Annotated in this window: 13 protein-coding genes; 8 read left to right on the top strand and 5 right to left on the bottom strand. The window is 62.9% G+C overall.

The window, feature by feature from the left end:
- Nucleotides 1-97 precede the first annotated feature (97 nt).
- Together EAO39_RS04840 and EAO39_RS04835 are read right to left on the bottom strand one after the other, a co-directional pair.
- The gene (locus tag EAO39_RS04840) at nt 98-994 is read right to left on the bottom strand and encodes an N-formylglutamate amidohydrolase (protein ID WP_120966409.1); all 897 of its coding nucleotides are present in this window, start codon (nt 992-994) and stop codon (nt 98-100) included.
- Nucleotides 995-1,008: 14 nt separating this feature from the next.
- On the bottom strand, nt 1,009-2,013 hold the full coding sequence (locus EAO39_RS04835; protein WP_120966408.1) for a tripartite tricarboxylate transporter substrate binding protein BugE: 1,005 nt from the start codon (nt 2,011-2,013) through the stop codon (nt 1,009-1,011).
- A 148-nt stretch (nt 2,014-2,161) separates the two neighbouring features.
- On the opposite strand from EAO39_RS04835, the gene EAO39_RS04830 reads away from it, so the two are divergent.
- Entirely contained in the window at nt 2,162-3,133 is a 972-nt protein-coding gene (locus EAO39_RS04830) for a LysR substrate-binding domain-containing protein (RefSeq protein ID WP_120966407.1), read from the top strand.
- On the opposite strand, the gene EAO39_RS04825 is transcribed toward EAO39_RS04830, so the two are convergent.
- Nucleotides 3,089-3,370 carry a hypothetical protein gene (locus EAO39_RS04825; RefSeq protein ID WP_346427102.1) on the bottom strand — a complete coding sequence of 94 codons (282 nt, stop codon included), beginning with the start codon at nt 3,368-3,370 and terminating at the stop codon, nt 3,089-3,091. The two genes, EAO39_RS04830 and EAO39_RS04825, sit on opposite strands and share 45 nt — an antisense overlap.
- 68 nt (nt 3,371-3,438) lie before the next feature.
- Between EAO39_RS04825 and hemA the strand changes: the two genes are divergently transcribed.
- The 7 genes from hemA (at nt 3,439) to EAO39_RS04790 (ending at nt 11,312) form a co-directional block, all read left to right on the top strand.
- Nucleotides 3,439-4,755 (top strand): glutamyl-tRNA reductase, encoded by a 1,317-nt coding sequence (gene hemA, locus EAO39_RS04820; protein ID WP_120966406.1) that lies wholly within the window; start codon nt 3,439-3,441, stop codon nt 4,753-4,755.
- Between the two features lie 155 nt (nt 4,756-4,910).
- Nucleotides 4,911-5,990 (top strand): peptide chain release factor 1, encoded by a 1,080-nt coding sequence (prfA, locus tag EAO39_RS04815; RefSeq protein WP_120966405.1) that lies wholly within the window; start codon nt 4,911-4,913, stop codon nt 5,988-5,990.
- Between the two features lies 1 nt (nt 5,991).
- Nucleotides 5,992-7,995: a PEP/pyruvate-binding domain-containing protein gene (locus EAO39_RS04810; RefSeq protein WP_120966404.1), complete on the top strand. Its 2,004-nt coding sequence runs from the start codon at nt 5,992-5,994 to the stop codon at nt 7,993-7,995.
- Complete coding sequence (prmC, locus tag EAO39_RS04805) at nt 7,992-8,828, top strand: peptide chain release factor N(5)-glutamine methyltransferase (RefSeq protein ID WP_120966403.1); 837 nt, start codon at nt 7,992-7,994, stop codon at nt 8,826-8,828. The genes EAO39_RS04810 and prmC overlap by 4 nt, the downstream gene beginning before the upstream one ends.
- Nucleotides 8,829-8,978: 150 nt before the next feature.
- On the top strand, nt 8,979-9,299 hold the full coding sequence (grxD, locus tag EAO39_RS04800) for a Grx4 family monothiol glutaredoxin (RefSeq protein ID WP_120966402.1): 321 nt from the start codon (nt 8,979-8,981) through the stop codon (nt 9,297-9,299).
- 93 nt (nt 9,300-9,392) lie between these two features.
- Nucleotides 9,393-9,830 carry a ribonuclease HI family protein gene (locus EAO39_RS04795; RefSeq protein WP_120970690.1) on the top strand — a complete coding sequence of 146 codons (438 nt, stop codon included), beginning with the start codon at nt 9,393-9,395 and terminating at the stop codon, nt 9,828-9,830.
- Nucleotides 9,831-9,932: 102 nt separating this feature from the next.
- Complete coding sequence (locus EAO39_RS04790) at nt 9,933-11,312, top strand: hemolysin family protein (RefSeq protein ID WP_120966401.1); 1,380 nt, start codon at nt 9,933-9,935, stop codon at nt 11,310-11,312.
- Nucleotides 11,313-11,422: 110 nt separating this feature from the next.
- On the opposite strand, the gene EAO39_RS04785 is transcribed toward EAO39_RS04790, so the two are convergent.
- Both EAO39_RS04785 and EAO39_RS04780 read right to left on the bottom strand, forming a co-directional pair.
- The gene (locus tag EAO39_RS04785; RefSeq protein WP_120966400.1) at nt 11,423-12,073 is read right to left on the bottom strand and encodes a transglycosylase SLT domain-containing protein; all 651 of its coding nucleotides are present in this window, start codon (nt 12,071-12,073) and stop codon (nt 11,423-11,425) included.
- Between the two features lie 12 nt (nt 12,074-12,085).
- Complete coding sequence (locus EAO39_RS04780; RefSeq protein WP_120966399.1) at nt 12,086-13,828, bottom strand: proline--tRNA ligase; 1,743 nt, start codon at nt 13,826-13,828, stop codon at nt 12,086-12,088.
- Between the last annotated feature and the right edge of the window lie 90 nt (nt 13,829-13,918).

Raw genomic sequence — 13,918 nt, 5'->3', positions numbered from 1 at the left:
CCACAGTCTTTTGCTACTTTTTTCTCAAAGACCCAAGCTGTTTGAACAAAAAAAATACCCGGCGAACCGGGTGCTTTTCTTGGTTTTTTGCAGAAAGTTAGCGCAATTTGCCAGCTTCTTGCCGCACATAGTCGGCAACCACGGCCATCAACTGCCTGAAATGCTGCTGCAGAGGGGCAAAGCCGGCATTGGGTTCACGCGTGTCCTCGTTCATATAGACGGGGCGGCGAATTTCAATCTGCAGCGAATGGCGGTTTAGCTGCGGCTGGCCTATACGCCCTATCAGCTCCACGCCCTTGTAAGGCTCGTTATAGGCCACGCTGTAGCCAAAGCCGGCCAGCGTCTCGCCTATCAGCCGAATGAACTCTGGCGCGCAAGTCGTGCCGTCGCGGTCGCCCAGCACAAAATCGGCCAGCGGCGGCGCATCGGTACGGCCCAGGCGCTGGTAGACGTCATTGGGCATGGAGTGCAGGTTCAGATGCCACACACCGCCAAAGCGCGCCACGCTGGCATCGATGGCCTGCGCCAGCACCGCGTGGTAAGGCCGCCAGTAGCGGGCAATGCGCTGCTCAAGCTCGGCCACCGTGCGCTTGCGCTCGTACAGCGGCGTGGCAACACCGTCCTTGCTGATGCGCTGCCAGATCAGACCCAGGCCTTGCTGGGTCTTGATGCTGGGCGAAAGCGCGATCGGCCATTCGCCCTCGATCTGCGCCGGGTCCAGATCGGACTCGTTGCGGTTGGGGTCGATGTAGGTGCGCGGAAAAGTGGCCTCAATCAGCGTGGCGCCGAATTGGGGCCAGCGATCCCATAGCGTGGCCACATGCGTGTCCTCCCCACGGCGCAGCAGGCTCATGGGCACGGCATGGCCGAAATCGGCCGGATAGGCCGTTCCGCTGTGGGGCGAATCGCATACCAGCGGCAAGGCCTCGCCCAGAGGTGGATGAAGGAGGACCGGTTCATCCGGCCGCGCCTGCAAAAAGTCGGCTTGTTGCATTCAGAGGGTCCGCATCAGTCCAGCTTGATATTGGCGCGCTTGGCCACGGCCGTGTAGCGGGCAATGGCCGCCTTGATCTGCTGGGAGAACTGCTCGGGCGTGTTGCCCATGGATTCGCCCGAAATGGATTTTTGCTTTTCCAGGTAGTCAGGCATGGCCATGACCTTGTGAGCCGCCGCATTGAGCTTGTCGATGATGGGCTTGGGCGTGCCGGCAGGCGCCACCAGACCAAACCAGCCGCCATCGCCCATTGGCGCGTAGCCCAGTTCGGTATAGGTAGGCACATCGGGCAGCACGTCGGCGCGCTTGAAGGCCAGCACCGCCAGAGGGCGCAGTTGTCCATTCTTGATATGGGGCAGCGTCGAAGGCAGGTTGTCCGTCATGGCATTCACCTGGCCGCCCAGCGCATCGGTAATGGCCTGGCCTGCGCCCTTGTAGGGGATGTGCAGCAGATCGATACCAGCCAGGTTCATGAAGTTCTCGATATTCGCGTGGCCCAGTGAACCCGTGCCCGGCGAGGCAAAGCTGTACTTGCCGGGGTGGGCCTTGGCCAGGGCGATGAACTCCTTCATGCTCTTGGCAGGCACGCTGGCATTGACCACGAACACACTGGGCACGCTCATCACATTGGTGATGGGAGCAAAGTCCTTGATCGCGTCATAGGGCAGCTTGCGGATGATGGCGGGGTTGGAGCCGTGGGTGGACACCGTGGCCATGCCTATGGTGTAGCCATCGGGCGCGGCCTTGGCGATTTCGGAAGCACCGATGGAGCCACCGGCACCGCCCTTGTTATCCACCACAATCGATTTACCCAGCACCGCGCTCATTTTCTCGGCCAGCAAGCGGGCCACCATGTCGGTGGAGCCGCCGGCGCCAAAAGGCACGACCAGACGAATCGGGCGGCTGGGGTAATCGGCGGCGCTCTCAGCGGCGAACACGGCAGGAGCTGCGGCAGCCACTGCGGCGCAGGCGGCGATGGTGGACAAAACAGTGCGACGAACGGTGCTACGAACAGCCATGCGGCTTCTCCTTGGATTTCTTGCTGGGCGGTTATGACATCGGATGCGTAGACATCCGACCCTCGCCAGGATTCTGTGGGCCTGCTTGATTCAAGAAAAGCGACAAGATGGCACGCAAGTATTACCAGCCGTCATAATTCGCTCCGTCATGCGCATGCACTCGCCCTCCCTGTCAGAACTTCACGCTTTTGCCGCCGCTGCCCGCCTGGGCAGTTTTTCCCTGGCCGCGCAGGAGCTGTACGTCACCCAGGGCGGCATCAGCCGCGCCGTGGCTCGACTGGAAGAACATCTGGGCTTTGCCCTGTTCGAACGCCAGGGCCGACGCAATACCCTCACCGCTGCCGGCCAGACCTATCTGCAAGCGGTGGAGCCGGCCATCACCGCCATCGAAGCGGCCTCGGCCGCCGCCCGCAAGCGCCGCCATGGCCCGCAGCTGCGGCTATCGGTGGCGCCCACGATATTCAGCCACTGGCTGATTCCGCGCCTGCCGGATTTCAGCGCCCGCCACCCCGGCGTCATGCTGTCCTTTGCGCCCTACAAGCGCGACGATGCCTTGAACGCCCCCGAAATCGATGCCTGGATTCGCGTGGGCAGCCGCTGGCCGGCCGACATCCATGCCGACTATGTGATCGGCCGCGACCTCGTTCCCATCTGCCATCCGCGTGAGCTGCAAGGCCCGCAGGCGATTCAGACCGCCCAGGACCTGTTGGCCAGGCCGCTGCTGTTTCATACCAATTACCCGGGCAACTGGGCTTGCTGGATGCAGGCCCAGGGCATCACAGAGCCCTGCCCGCCACCGGCCGCAGACTTTGAAACCGTGGCCTTGCTGACCCAGGCTGTGGCCGCGGGCATGGGTGTGGCCATGGTGCAGCGCTGTCTGGTGGAAGAGGATCTGGCCTCGGACCGCGTGGCCCTGGCCTTGAACGCACCGGTGCATATAGAGCGCGGCTACTTTCTCTGCCGTCCGGCGGGGCGATCGCCATCCACAACGCTTGAACAGTTCAGGCAATGGGTGCTGGGGCAGGCCGCGCCTCGGGCCATACCGCCTCAAAAGCTTGATTTAGCGCAAAACACCTTAACGCCAGGCTTTGGAAAGAACCCACTGGCACAAGGCACTTGACAAGAGCAGCAGTGCGTAAGTGGCCATTTTTCCGTCGCGTCCCAGCCACCATAGACCGGCCAGCAAAGTCAGACATCCGACAGCAAAATTGATAGCTATCTGCGCTTTATAGCCAAGGGATGCACCTTGATTCATCTTGAAAATTCGCGCACAACTCACCATGCCCAGAGCCATGAAAAAAGCCGGGGCCAGCCAGTTCAGCAAATGATTCACGCTCGCCAGCAGTTCCACGCTCACCACTCCGATTCCAAGGCAAAGAACTCGGGTGCTACCCAAGACGGTCTTAAATTTTATAATCTCAGGCTATGGCAGTCTGGGCTCTAGGCATCAATCACCACACGGCACCGCTTGATATGCGGGGTCGATTTGCGTTCGCGCTCGATCAGATCGCGCCAACGCTGCAGGGCCTGCGCAGCTCTCTGGGTGGAGCCAACCGCCCCCATGACGCCATAGAAACGGCCATTCTCTCCACCTGCAACCGCACCGAAATCTACTGCGCAGCCGACACGGCAGCCATGGACCACACGGTCAACTGGCTGGCCCACAGCGGCGGCGTGCACCCCGAGCTGCTGCGCCAGCACTCCTATCTGCTGCAAGACGGCTCCGTCGCCCGCCATGCCTTCCGCGTGGCTTCCGGCCTGGACTCCATGGTGCTGGGCGAGGCGCAAATCCTCGGCCAGATGAAGAACGCCGTGCGCGCTGCCGAGACGGCTGGCGCCCTGGGCACCACGCTCAATCAGCTGTTTCAGCGCAGCTTTGCCGTCGCCAAGGAAGTGCGCTCCTCCACCGAGATCGGCGCCCACAGCATCTCCATGGCCGCTGCCGCCGTGCGTCTGGCAGGCCAGCTGTTTGAAGATCTGTCCAAGATCCGCATCCTGTTTGTGGGCGCGGGCGAGATGATCGAGCTGGTCTCCACCCACTTTGCGGCACGCAGCCCCAAGCAGATCACGATTGCCAACCGCACCATGGAGCGCGGCGAGAAGCTGGCGGCCCAGTTCGGTGCCGACACCATGCGCCTGGCCGATCTGCCCGAGCATTTGCACGAGTACGACGCCATCATCAGTTGCACAGCATCTACCCTGCCCATCATCGGCCTGGGTGCTGTGGAGAGTGCTCTCAAAAAGCGTAAACGCCGCCCTATTTTCATGGTTGATCTGGCCGTACCCCGCGATATCGAAGCCGAGGTCAAGCACCTGAACGACGTCTACCTCTACACCGTGGACGATCTGGCCACCGTGGTCCGCACCGGCCAGGCGCATCGCCAGGCCGCCGTGGAGCAGGCCGAAGTCATCATCGACACCGGCGTGCAGAGCTTTATGAGCTGGCTGGACCAGCGCAACCCCGTGGGCGGAACGGTCGCGCTGATACAGCAGGTCAACGCCCAGGCCGACGAATGGCGCGCCCTGGAAATTGCCCGCGCCAAGAAGCTGCTGGCCAAGGGCGAAGACATAGACACCGTGCTCGAGGCCCTGTCGCGCGGTCTGACGCAAAAAATGCTGCACGGCACCATGGCCCAGCTACACAAGGGCGATGCCGACCAACGCGCCCAGACAGCCGATACCGTGGCGCGCCTGTTCCTGCGCCCCGGCCGCAACGACTCCGGCTCCCAGAACTCACTCTAGCGGCGCCAGCCCTCTGGCATACAGGCTGCCCACGACAGGCGCAGCCTCCCGGCCTCCAGTCCTGATGCGCTTCCGCGTCACGGCCTCTCGCTTCTTCCCCCTTTCTATCCGGATGCCTGCTCTGGCGCAGTGCCATCCTCAGCCCCACAAGCCCTATGCAAGACTTTTTGCGCAACCAGCTCGAACGCTACGCCCAACGCCTGGAAGAGCTGGACTTCCTGCTCTCGCGCGAAGACATCATGGCCGACATGAAGCAGTACCGCTCCATCTCGCGTGAACACGCCGATGTGACGGCGATTGCCAGCCGCTACCGCCGCTATCAGCAAACCGAGGCCGACCTGGCCACGGCCCGCGAAATGCTGGCTGACCCGGATATGGCGGAGATGGCCCAGGAAGAAATCGCCAGCGGCGAGGCCGAGCTGATCAAGCTCGAAGAAGAGCTGCAACGCATGCTGCTGCCCAAGGACCCGGACGACGCCCGCCCCGCCTTCATGGAAATCCGTGCCGGCGCAGGCGGCGACGAGTCGGCCCTGTTTGCCGCCGATCTGACCCGCATGTACACCCGCTACGCCGCCAACGTGGGCTGGAAGGTGGAAGTCATGAGCGCCAACGAAAGCGAGCTGGGCGGCTACAAGGAAGTGGTGCTGCGCATTGAGGGCGATAACGTCTATGGCGCGCTGCGCTTTGAATCGGGCGGCCACCGCGTGCAGCGCGTACCCGCCACCGAGACCCAGGGCCGGATTCACACCAGCGCCTGCACCGTGGCCGTGATGCCCGAGCCCGACGAGGCCGAAGCCATTACGCTCAACCCCGCCGACCTGCGCATCGACACCTTCCGCGCCAGCGGCGCCGGCGGCCAGCACATCAACAAGACCGACTCTGCCGTGCGCGTGGTGCACTTGCCCACCGGCATCGTGGCCGAATGCCAGGACGGCCGCAGCCAGCACAGCAACAAGGCCAAGGCCTTGCAGGTGCTGCAGGCACGTATCCAGGAAAAGGAACGCAGCGAACGGGCTGCCAAGGAAGCTGCCATGCGCAAGGGCCTGATCGGCTCCGGCGACCGCAGCGACCGTATTCGCACCTATAACTTTCCCCAAGGACGGCTGACCGACCACCGCATCAACCTGACGCTGTACAAGCTGCTCGCCGTGATGGAAGGCGATCTGGGCGATGTCATCCAGGCCCTGGCCCATGCCCGCGAAGCCGAACTGCTGGCCGAACTCGAACTGAACTGAGATGAAACGCCTGCTGCCGCAACTGGGATGCCTTCTGCTGTCCAGCCTCCTGCTGGCAGCGGCCGCCACCTCCAGCCATGCACAAGCGGTGCGCAAGCCCTCGGCGTACGAATCGGGTGCCGGCGCTGCCGTGGATGCGGCCGCCAACCGCGCCAGCCCCGGTGATCTGGCGGTGCTGACCAGTCAGGGCGACTTCGAGCGCATGGCCAGGGTGTTCGATCCGGCCAGCCCCGCAGCTATGCCCCATGTGCTGTTTGTGATTGACCGACAGGCTCGGACCAAAGCACCGCAGCTGCATTTCATCAACACGCCGCGCTACGCCTTTCACGAAGATTTTCTGCGCGCCAAAGGCCTGCTGCGCGGCGGCAAGGCCGAGCTCAAGCGCAATTACCTGGATGCCAAACGCCGCTTCATTCTGGGCACGCTGAGCTGGCAGCCTGCGCTCAAGGGTTTCAGCTACGAATTCTGGGAAGGCGACCAGCTCACTCCCGAGCTGCTGCAGATCACGGCACAAACGCTTGCCAGCGGCTTTTTTGCGCCCGTGCGCTTCAAGGCCAATGCCACGGCGCAGGAAGCCGTGGCTCAGGCCGCAGGTCTTGATGCCGTGACCCAGGCCCAGCTCTTGGGTGCACAAAGCTTTTTGCCGCTCAATACCGGCCGCGCCGTGGGTAGGCTGCGCATTGTTGCGTCCGTTGACGCGGTGCATGACTTGCATCCACAGGACATTGTGCTGCTACGCGAAGTGCCCATCGGCCTGCCGCCGGTGGCCGGCGTGCTGACGGAGCGCCCGTCCACCATGCTCTCGCATGTAAATTTGCTGGCGCGCGGCTGGGGTGTACCCAATGCCTATGTGAAGGATGCCAGCCAGAAGCTGGCGCAGCTCAACGGCCAGTGGGTGCTGCTGGAAGTCAAGACCTCGGACTACCAACTGCGCGCCGCTACCGAGGCGGAGCGCCAGAGCGCCCAGAACCCGACCGGCCGCAAGCCCGCCAACGGCAAGCCGCTGCTGATCCAGCCCGACCTCAAGCACAGCGAACTGCTACCCCTGGCCCAGCTGCGCAGCGCGGACCGCAGGCGCTGCGGCGCCAAAGCCGCCAATCTTGGCGAGATTCAATCCGCCCGCCTGCCCGATGTGAGCGTTCCCGACGGTTTTTGCATCCCGTTTGCCGCCTATGCCGATTTCATGCGCGGCAACGGCCTGAGCGAACGCATTGCCCGCATGCGCCAGCAAGCGGGGTTTGCTACGGATTCAGGAGTTCGCAGGCAAGCACTGTCTGCGCTGCGGGCCGAAATCGAACAATGGCCTCTACCGCAGCCTGTAGCCGACAGCTGGGCCCAGCGCTGGAGCGGCCAGCTCGCCGGCCAGGGCGTTTTTGTGCGCAGCTCCTCCAGCTCCGAGGATTTGCCCCAGTTCAGCGGTGCAGGCCTGTACACCACCGTTCCCAATGTGCGCAGCGCCAGCGATCTGGCGGCTGCCGTGCGCAAGGTCTGGGCCTCGGTCTATAACTTCGAGGCCTGGGAAGCCCGCCAGGCCGCCGGCATAGCCGAGCAGCAGGTCTTTATGTCCGTACTGGTGCAAAAAGCCGTGGACTCCACCGCCTCGGGCGTGATGATCACCCGCGACCCTTTCGATGCCAGCCGCCGCCACACCACCTATATCGCGGCCAAACGCGGCCTGGGCATACGTGTGGTGGAAGGCAAACGGGTGGCCGAGCAGATTCTCTACTCCAGCCGCAGCAAGGCCGTGCAACTGCTCAACCGCTCCGATGACGACGTGGCCCTGCAGCTCGATGCCAGAGGCGGCGTGCGTGAAGTGACGGTAGCCGCTGGTCGCGCCGTGCTGGACGACCGCCTGGTCCAACGCCTGGCCCGCGCCGGTGCGGGCATCAAGCAGCGCTTTGGCGGCAGGCAACAAGATATTGAGTGGGCCGTGCAAGGCGATCAGATCATCATCTTGCAAGCCAGGCCCTTCATCAACGCAGCCAACCAACAGACTTTGAAATGACGATCTCCATTGCACAGGCCTTGAGCGCCGCCCGCCAGGAAGGCATGGAGCGCAGCGATGCGCAGATTCTGCTGCTGCACACGCTGGGCCGCGGCCCCGGTGATCGCGCCTGGCTCATCACCCATGACACCGACCTGCTAAGCCAGGCTCAGCAGCAGCGCTGGCAGCAGCTGTGCGCGCAGCGCCAGCAAGGCGTGCCCGTCGCCTATCTGACGGGACACAAGGAGTTCTACGGCCTCGATCTCGCCGTGGACGGCCGCGTGCTCGACCCCCGCCCCGATACCGAAACCCTGGTGGACTGGGCGCTGGAGCTGATGCCCCAGCACACCGCCTGCCGCGTGGTGGACCTGGGCACCGGCAGCGGCGCCATCGCCCTGGCCCTGCAAAGCCAGCGCCCCTCGGCCCAAGTGGTGGCGGTAGATGCCAGTGCCGATGCACTGGCCGTCGCCCAGAGCAATGCCCGTCAGCTGCAGCTAAAGGTGCAGTTTGCCCACGGCAGCTGGCTGGAGCCGCTGCTCGGACAGCCACAGTTTGACCTGATCGTCAGCAACCCGCCCTATATCCGCAGCGACGACCCGCATCTGGCCGCACTGACCCATGAGCCGCTGTGCGCCCTGGCCAGCGGCGAGGACGGCCTGGCCGATATCCGCCACATCATTGCCCAGGCCCCGGCCCAGCTGAAACCGGGTGGCTGGCTGCTGTTCGAACATGGCTGGGATCAGGCCGACGCGGTGGCGCAGCTGCTGCGCCAGGCGGGCTTTGCGGCCGTTCAGCATCGCCTGGATCTGGCAGGCATCGCCCGCTGCACGGGCGGTCAATGGCTTGCGTCTTGAAGCTGCGCTGCGCGCCCTTATCTTGAAAACCAGGCCCTGCCTGACCCGACCGATTCCCTCACTTGCGCCGCGAAGCCGGCGACAGTGAAATAATGCCTGCTGCGCTGCAAGTCGAAACCTGCAGCAAACCACCGATTTTGGAGCCCCACCATGAGCACACCTCAACAACGCATCGACGAGCTCGTCAAGAACAACGCCATTTTGCTGTTCATGAAGGGCAATGCCAGCTTCCCCCAATGCGGCTTCTCCGGCCGTGCGATTCAAATCCTCAAGGCCTGCGGCGTGGACCCCAAGGCCATCGCCACGGTGAACGTGCTGGAAGACCAGGAAATCCGCCAGAGCATCAAGGATTACAGCAACTGGCCCACCATCCCCCAGCTGTACCTGAACGGCGAATTCGTCGGCGGCTCGGACATCATGATGGAAATGTATGAGTCGGGCGAGCTGCAGCAAATGCTGGCCGGCAAGTAAGCTCGTCACTGCGTACCCAAGCCACCGGATCAGCCTGCCATGCAGGCAGTGACGGTGGCTTTTTCATGGCCTCTGTGCCGAAATTTCCAGAACATGCCTGCGCTACCACCTGCTCCGGCACACCACTGCTGCATCTACATAGACGGCAGCGCCCTGCCCAACCCTGGGGCCATGTCCCTGGGCGTCGTGCTGCTGCTGCCCGACGGCACGCGCCACACGCTGTCGCAAAATCTGCAGCGCCGCGGCTGCAACAACGAGGCCGAACTGCTGGCGCTGATGGCCGCGCTGGCACTGGCCCGATCCTTTTGCGCCCGCCACCTGACCGTTCGCACCGACAGCAGCGTGCTGGTGGAACAGCTGGGCCCGCCCGGCCTCAAGCCAACCAAGCCCATAGAACGGCTGCTGCCGCTGTTTGACCAAGCCCGCGCACTGATGGCCCAGTTTGACGAGATAGTGCTGCAGTGGCTTCCACGCCACCGCAATACCGAGGCCGATGCTCTGGCCAGGGCCGCACACACCGAATCAGCCTGAAGCAATGCCAGTCCCTAGGACTGCCATCTGCTTTATGTGGTCGAATAGGGGCTGTCTTGTTTCAAGCAGCTGCAAGCTGAGCCTTGCACTGCCGCCCTGCCTATGAGTGTGTCCCAAAGCCTGCTAGTGATTGTTCTGCTGATCTTGCTCAGCGCATTTTTCTCGATTGCCGAGATTGCGCTAGCTGCCTCTCGTCGCTTGCGACTGCGCCAATTGGCCGACGATGGCGATCCGCGTGCCGAACGGGCCTTGCGCGTGCAGGAGGCTCCGGGCGAATATTTCACCGTGGTGCAAGTGGGACAGAACGCAGTCGCCATCTTGGGCGGCATTGTGGGCGAAGGCGCATTCAGCCCCGCATTGGTTCAATTTTTCAGCCTCTGGTTCGAGCCATCCCTGGCGTCCACCCTGGGCTTTCTGCTCTCATTTTTCCTGATCACCTCGGCGTTTATCCTGCTGGCGGATTTGCTGCCACGGCGCATCAGCATGAACGAGCCCGAGCGTCTGATCGTGCTGGTGCTGGCCCCCATGCACTGGTTTGTGGTGGTGTTCAAGCCCGTGATCTGGTTCTACAACCTGGCCACGGATACGCTGTTTCGCCTGCTGGGCCTGCCGGCCACGCGCGATGAGCGCATTACCTCCGAAGACATTCTGGCCATGACCGAAGCCGGCACCAAGGCCGGCGTGCTGGCCGCACGCGAGCAGCAGGTGATTGCCAATGTCTTCGAGCTCGATTCGCGCATCGTGGCCTCGGCCATGACCCAGCGCGAACGCATGGCCTTTTTCTTCAAGGACGATGCCGACGCCATCATCCGCGCCCGCATTGCCGAAGAGCCTTTTTCCACCTACCCGGTCTGCGATGGCGATATCGACCATGTGATCGGCTATGTGGATGCCAAAGACCTGTTTCAGCGCGCACTCAACAACCAGCCTTTGTCGCTGATGGACGAGGCGCTGATTCACAAGGTGCTGATCGTGCCCGACCGGCTCACGCTGGCCGAGGTGCTGGAGCAGTTCCGCCAGGTGCACGAAGACTTTGCCGTCATCGTCAACGAGTACAGCCGCGTGGTCGGCGTGGTCACCCTCAACGATGTGATGAGCACGGTGATGGGCGATCTGGTCAACCCCTCCGACGAGGAAGAGCAGATCGTGCGCCGCGACGAGCACTCCTGGCTGATAGATGGCGTCACCCCCATAGAGGACGTGATGCGCGTGCTGCAGCTCGACGATATGCCGCATGACGACGAATACGAAACCCTGGGCGGCTTTCTCATGGTCATGCTGCGCCGCGTTCCCAGACGCACGGACTCGGTCACCTGGGGCGGCTACAAGTTCGAGGTGATGGACGTGGACAGCTACCGCATCGACCAGGTCATGGTCACCCATCTGCCTGAAACCCCGCCCCCGTCAGCCGCCCCCTCGGCAGCCGCGGCGGCCAAGGTGCAAAGCAGCGCCGCTCAGGCAGCCAAGAATCATCACTCCTGAATCAGGAGCTGGATGCGATTGTTACGGTTGGATATTGAAAGTGTTTTGAGTTCAAGCCAATAAAAAGAGAACGCCAGGCGCTCTCTTTTTCATAGTTCACTCAGTGCCCATCAGGCCGACCGCTGCTCATCCAGCAACCAGCGGCGCTGGGCGCCAAACACGGCGTTCGGGTACTGCGGCTGGCCGCGGCTGCCGTTGTAGCGACCCAGCGCCATATAGGCATCGCCGCGCTCACGGTCCAGATAGTGGCGCAGGATCACGCAGCCAAAGCGCAGATTGGTCTGCATGTGAAACAGCTTGCCGATATCGCCATCGCCTATCAGCCGCATCCAGAACGGCATGATCTGCATATAGCCGCGCGCGCCCACGCTGGAGATCGCATATTTGCGAAAGCCGCTTTCCACCTGCACCAGGCCCATGACCATGGACACATCGAGACCGGCACGCTTGGACTCATACCAGACGGTCTGCAAGAAATCTCTACGCACCTGCGCATCGGGCTTGCGCTTGAGCAGTTTTTCGCTGCTGGCCATCAGCCAGCGCAGATAGTCCATGCGCGCCTCGGTGGAGGCGAACTCCAGCTCGGGCGGTGCCTTGCCGACCACGGCCGCACTCAAGGCCGTGCGCACCGAATCGGCCAGCGGCTCTTCCAGCTGCCCCCCCGCCCAGGCCGTCTGCGGCAGCAACCAGCCTGCCGAAGGCAGGGCAAGCGAGGCAGCAGCAGTCAGACAGGCGCGTCGGCTCAGGGTTGGGGCAGGCATGGAAATGCCAGCTTACAAGCCCAGGCGGCTCTTGAGGTGGCTCAGCACCTCGGTAGCCGCCAGCTTTGTGGCTTCCGTGTCACGGCGGTGTTGGTATTCCATCTGGCCTTCCTTCAAGCCGCGGTCGCCCAGCACCACGCGGTGCGGCACGCCAATCAGCTCCCAGTCAGCCAGCATGGCGCCAGGACGCTCGTCGCGGTCGTCCAGAATCACGTCCACACCCAGGGCCAGCAGCTCGTTGTAGAGCTTCTCGGCTTCGGTCTTGACCAGCTCGCTGCGACCCAGGCCGATAGGGCAGACCACCACGGTGAACGGAGCAATCGCGTCGGGCCAGATAATGCCGCGCTCGTCGTGGTTTTGCTCGATGGCAGCGGCCGGCAGGCGCGTCACGCCAATGCCGTAGCAACCCATTTCAAAGTGCTGAGGCTTGCCGTTGTCGCCCAGGAAGGTGGCATTCATAGCCTGGGAATACTTGGTGCCCAGGTAGAACACGTGGCCGATTTCAATGCCGCGCTCGATGGCCAGCTCGCCCAGGCCGTCGGGCGACTTGTCGCCAGCGACCACGTTGCGCAGATCGGCCACCAGTTCGGGCTCGGGCAGATCACGGCCGAAGTTCACGCCGGTGATGTGGAAGTCCTCTTCGTTGGCGCCGCAAACCCAGTCAGCCATCACGGCCACATCGCGGTCTACCACGATCTTGAGGGGCTGCTTGAGGCCGATGGGGCCCAGATAACCGGGCTTGGCACCGAAGTGCTCTTCGATCTCGGACACGCTGGCAAAACGGAAGCCGGCCAGGCCTTCGACCTTACCGACCTTGATCTCGTTCATTTCATGGTCGCCACGCAGCAGCAGCAGCCAGACCTGGGTCTTGACCACCTCACCCTTGTCGTTGAGCGTATCGGTGGCCAGCACCAGCGACTTCACGGTCTGGGCCAGCGGCAGGCCCAGTTGCTCGGCCACGGCTTCGCAGGTGGCGTTTCCGGGCGTGGAGACCTTGGCCATGGCCTGGGCGGCCGCAGGACGCTCTTGCGCAGGCGCCAGGCTCTCGGCCTTTTCAATATTGGCTGCGTAGTCGCTGTTGGGGCAATAGACGATGGCGTCTTCGCCGGTGGAGGCAATCACCTGGAACTCTTCGCTCAGATCGCCGCCGATGGCGCCGCTGTCGGCACGCACGGCACGGTACTGCAGACCGAAGCGATCAAAGATGCGCTTATAGGCTTCGCGCATGGTCTGGTAGCTGATCTGGGCGGTATCGCGATCCTTGTCGAAGGAGTAGGCGTCCTTCATGATGAATTCGCGGCCGCGCATCAGGCCAAAGCGGGGGCGGCGCTCGTCGCGGAACTTGGTCTGGATCTGGTAGAGGTTCTTGGGCAGCTGCTTGTAGCTCTTGAACTCCTGGCGCGCAATGTCCGTCACCACTTCTTCGCTGGTGGGCTGAACAATGAAGTCGCGGCCATGGCGGTCCTGGATGCGCAGCAGCTCGGGGCCCATCTTCTCGAAGCGGCCGGTTTCCTGCCACAGCTCGGCAGGCTGGACCACAGGCATGGTGACTTCAATGCCGCCAGCACGATTCATTTCCTCGCGCACGATGGCCTCGACCTTGCGAATCACGCGCAAGCCCATGGGCATGTAGTTGTAGATACCGGCACCCAGCTTTTTGATCATGCCAGCCCGTGTCATGAGCTTGTGGCTGACCACTTCGGCGTCGGCCGGAGCTTCCTTCAGGGTGGAGATGAGAAATTGGGTGGCTTTCATGGAACTGCTTATTCGCTGGAAATGGGCATGGCCCGCTTGCCGATCACAAGGGGCCATGCATAATGAACACAATTCAAAAATTTGGGGTTC

This window comes from Comamonas sp. lk (genome assembly GCF_900564145.1).
In the GTDB taxonomy this organism is placed as follows: Bacteria; Pseudomonadota; Gammaproteobacteria; order Burkholderiales; family Burkholderiaceae_C; genus Comamonas.
The sequence above is the reverse complement of the archived record's forward strand: the minus strand, read 5'-3'. Positions and strand labels throughout refer to the sequence as shown.

What these genes read in the sequence shown, in the direction of transcription:
- EAO39_RS04795 (WP_120970690.1), top strand. Translation starts at nt 9,393, where the DNA reads ATGCCTGCGCTACCACCTGCTCCGGCACACCACTGCTGCATCTACATA.
- EAO39_RS04785 (WP_120966400.1), bottom strand. Translation starts at nt 12,073, where the DNA reads ATGCCTGCCCCAACCCTGAGCCGACGCGCCTGTCTGACTGCTGCTGCC.
- EAO39_RS04830 (WP_120966407.1), top strand. Translation starts at nt 2,162, where the DNA reads ATGCGCATGCACTCGCCCTCCCTGTCAGAACTTCACGCTTTTGCCGCC.
- EAO39_RS04780 (WP_120966399.1), bottom strand. Translation starts at nt 13,828, where the DNA reads ATGAAAGCCACCCAATTTCTCATCTCCACCCTGAAGGAAGCTCCGGCC.
- grxD (WP_120966402.1), top strand. Translation starts at nt 8,979, where the DNA reads ATGAGCACACCTCAACAACGCATCGACGAGCTCGTCAAGAACAACGCC.
- EAO39_RS04840 (WP_120966409.1), bottom strand. Translation starts at nt 994, where the DNA reads ATGCAACAAGCCGACTTTTTGCAGGCGCGGCCGGATGAACCGGTCCTC.
- EAO39_RS04790 (WP_120966401.1), top strand. Translation starts at nt 9,933, where the DNA reads ATGAGTGTGTCCCAAAGCCTGCTAGTGATTGTTCTGCTGATCTTGCTC.
- hemA (WP_120966406.1), top strand. Translation starts at nt 3,439, where the DNA reads ATGGCAGTCTGGGCTCTAGGCATCAATCACCACACGGCACCGCTTGAT.
- prmC (WP_120966403.1), top strand. Translation starts at nt 7,992, where the DNA reads ATGACGATCTCCATTGCACAGGCCTTGAGCGCCGCCCGCCAGGAAGGC.
- prfA (WP_120966405.1), top strand. Translation starts at nt 4,911, where the DNA reads ATGCAAGACTTTTTGCGCAACCAGCTCGAACGCTACGCCCAACGCCTG.
- EAO39_RS04835 (WP_120966408.1), bottom strand. Translation starts at nt 2,013, where the DNA reads ATGGCTGTTCGTAGCACCGTTCGTCGCACTGTTTTGTCCACCATCGCC.
- EAO39_RS04810 (WP_120966404.1), top strand. Translation starts at nt 5,992, where the DNA reads ATGAAACGCCTGCTGCCGCAACTGGGATGCCTTCTGCTGTCCAGCCTC.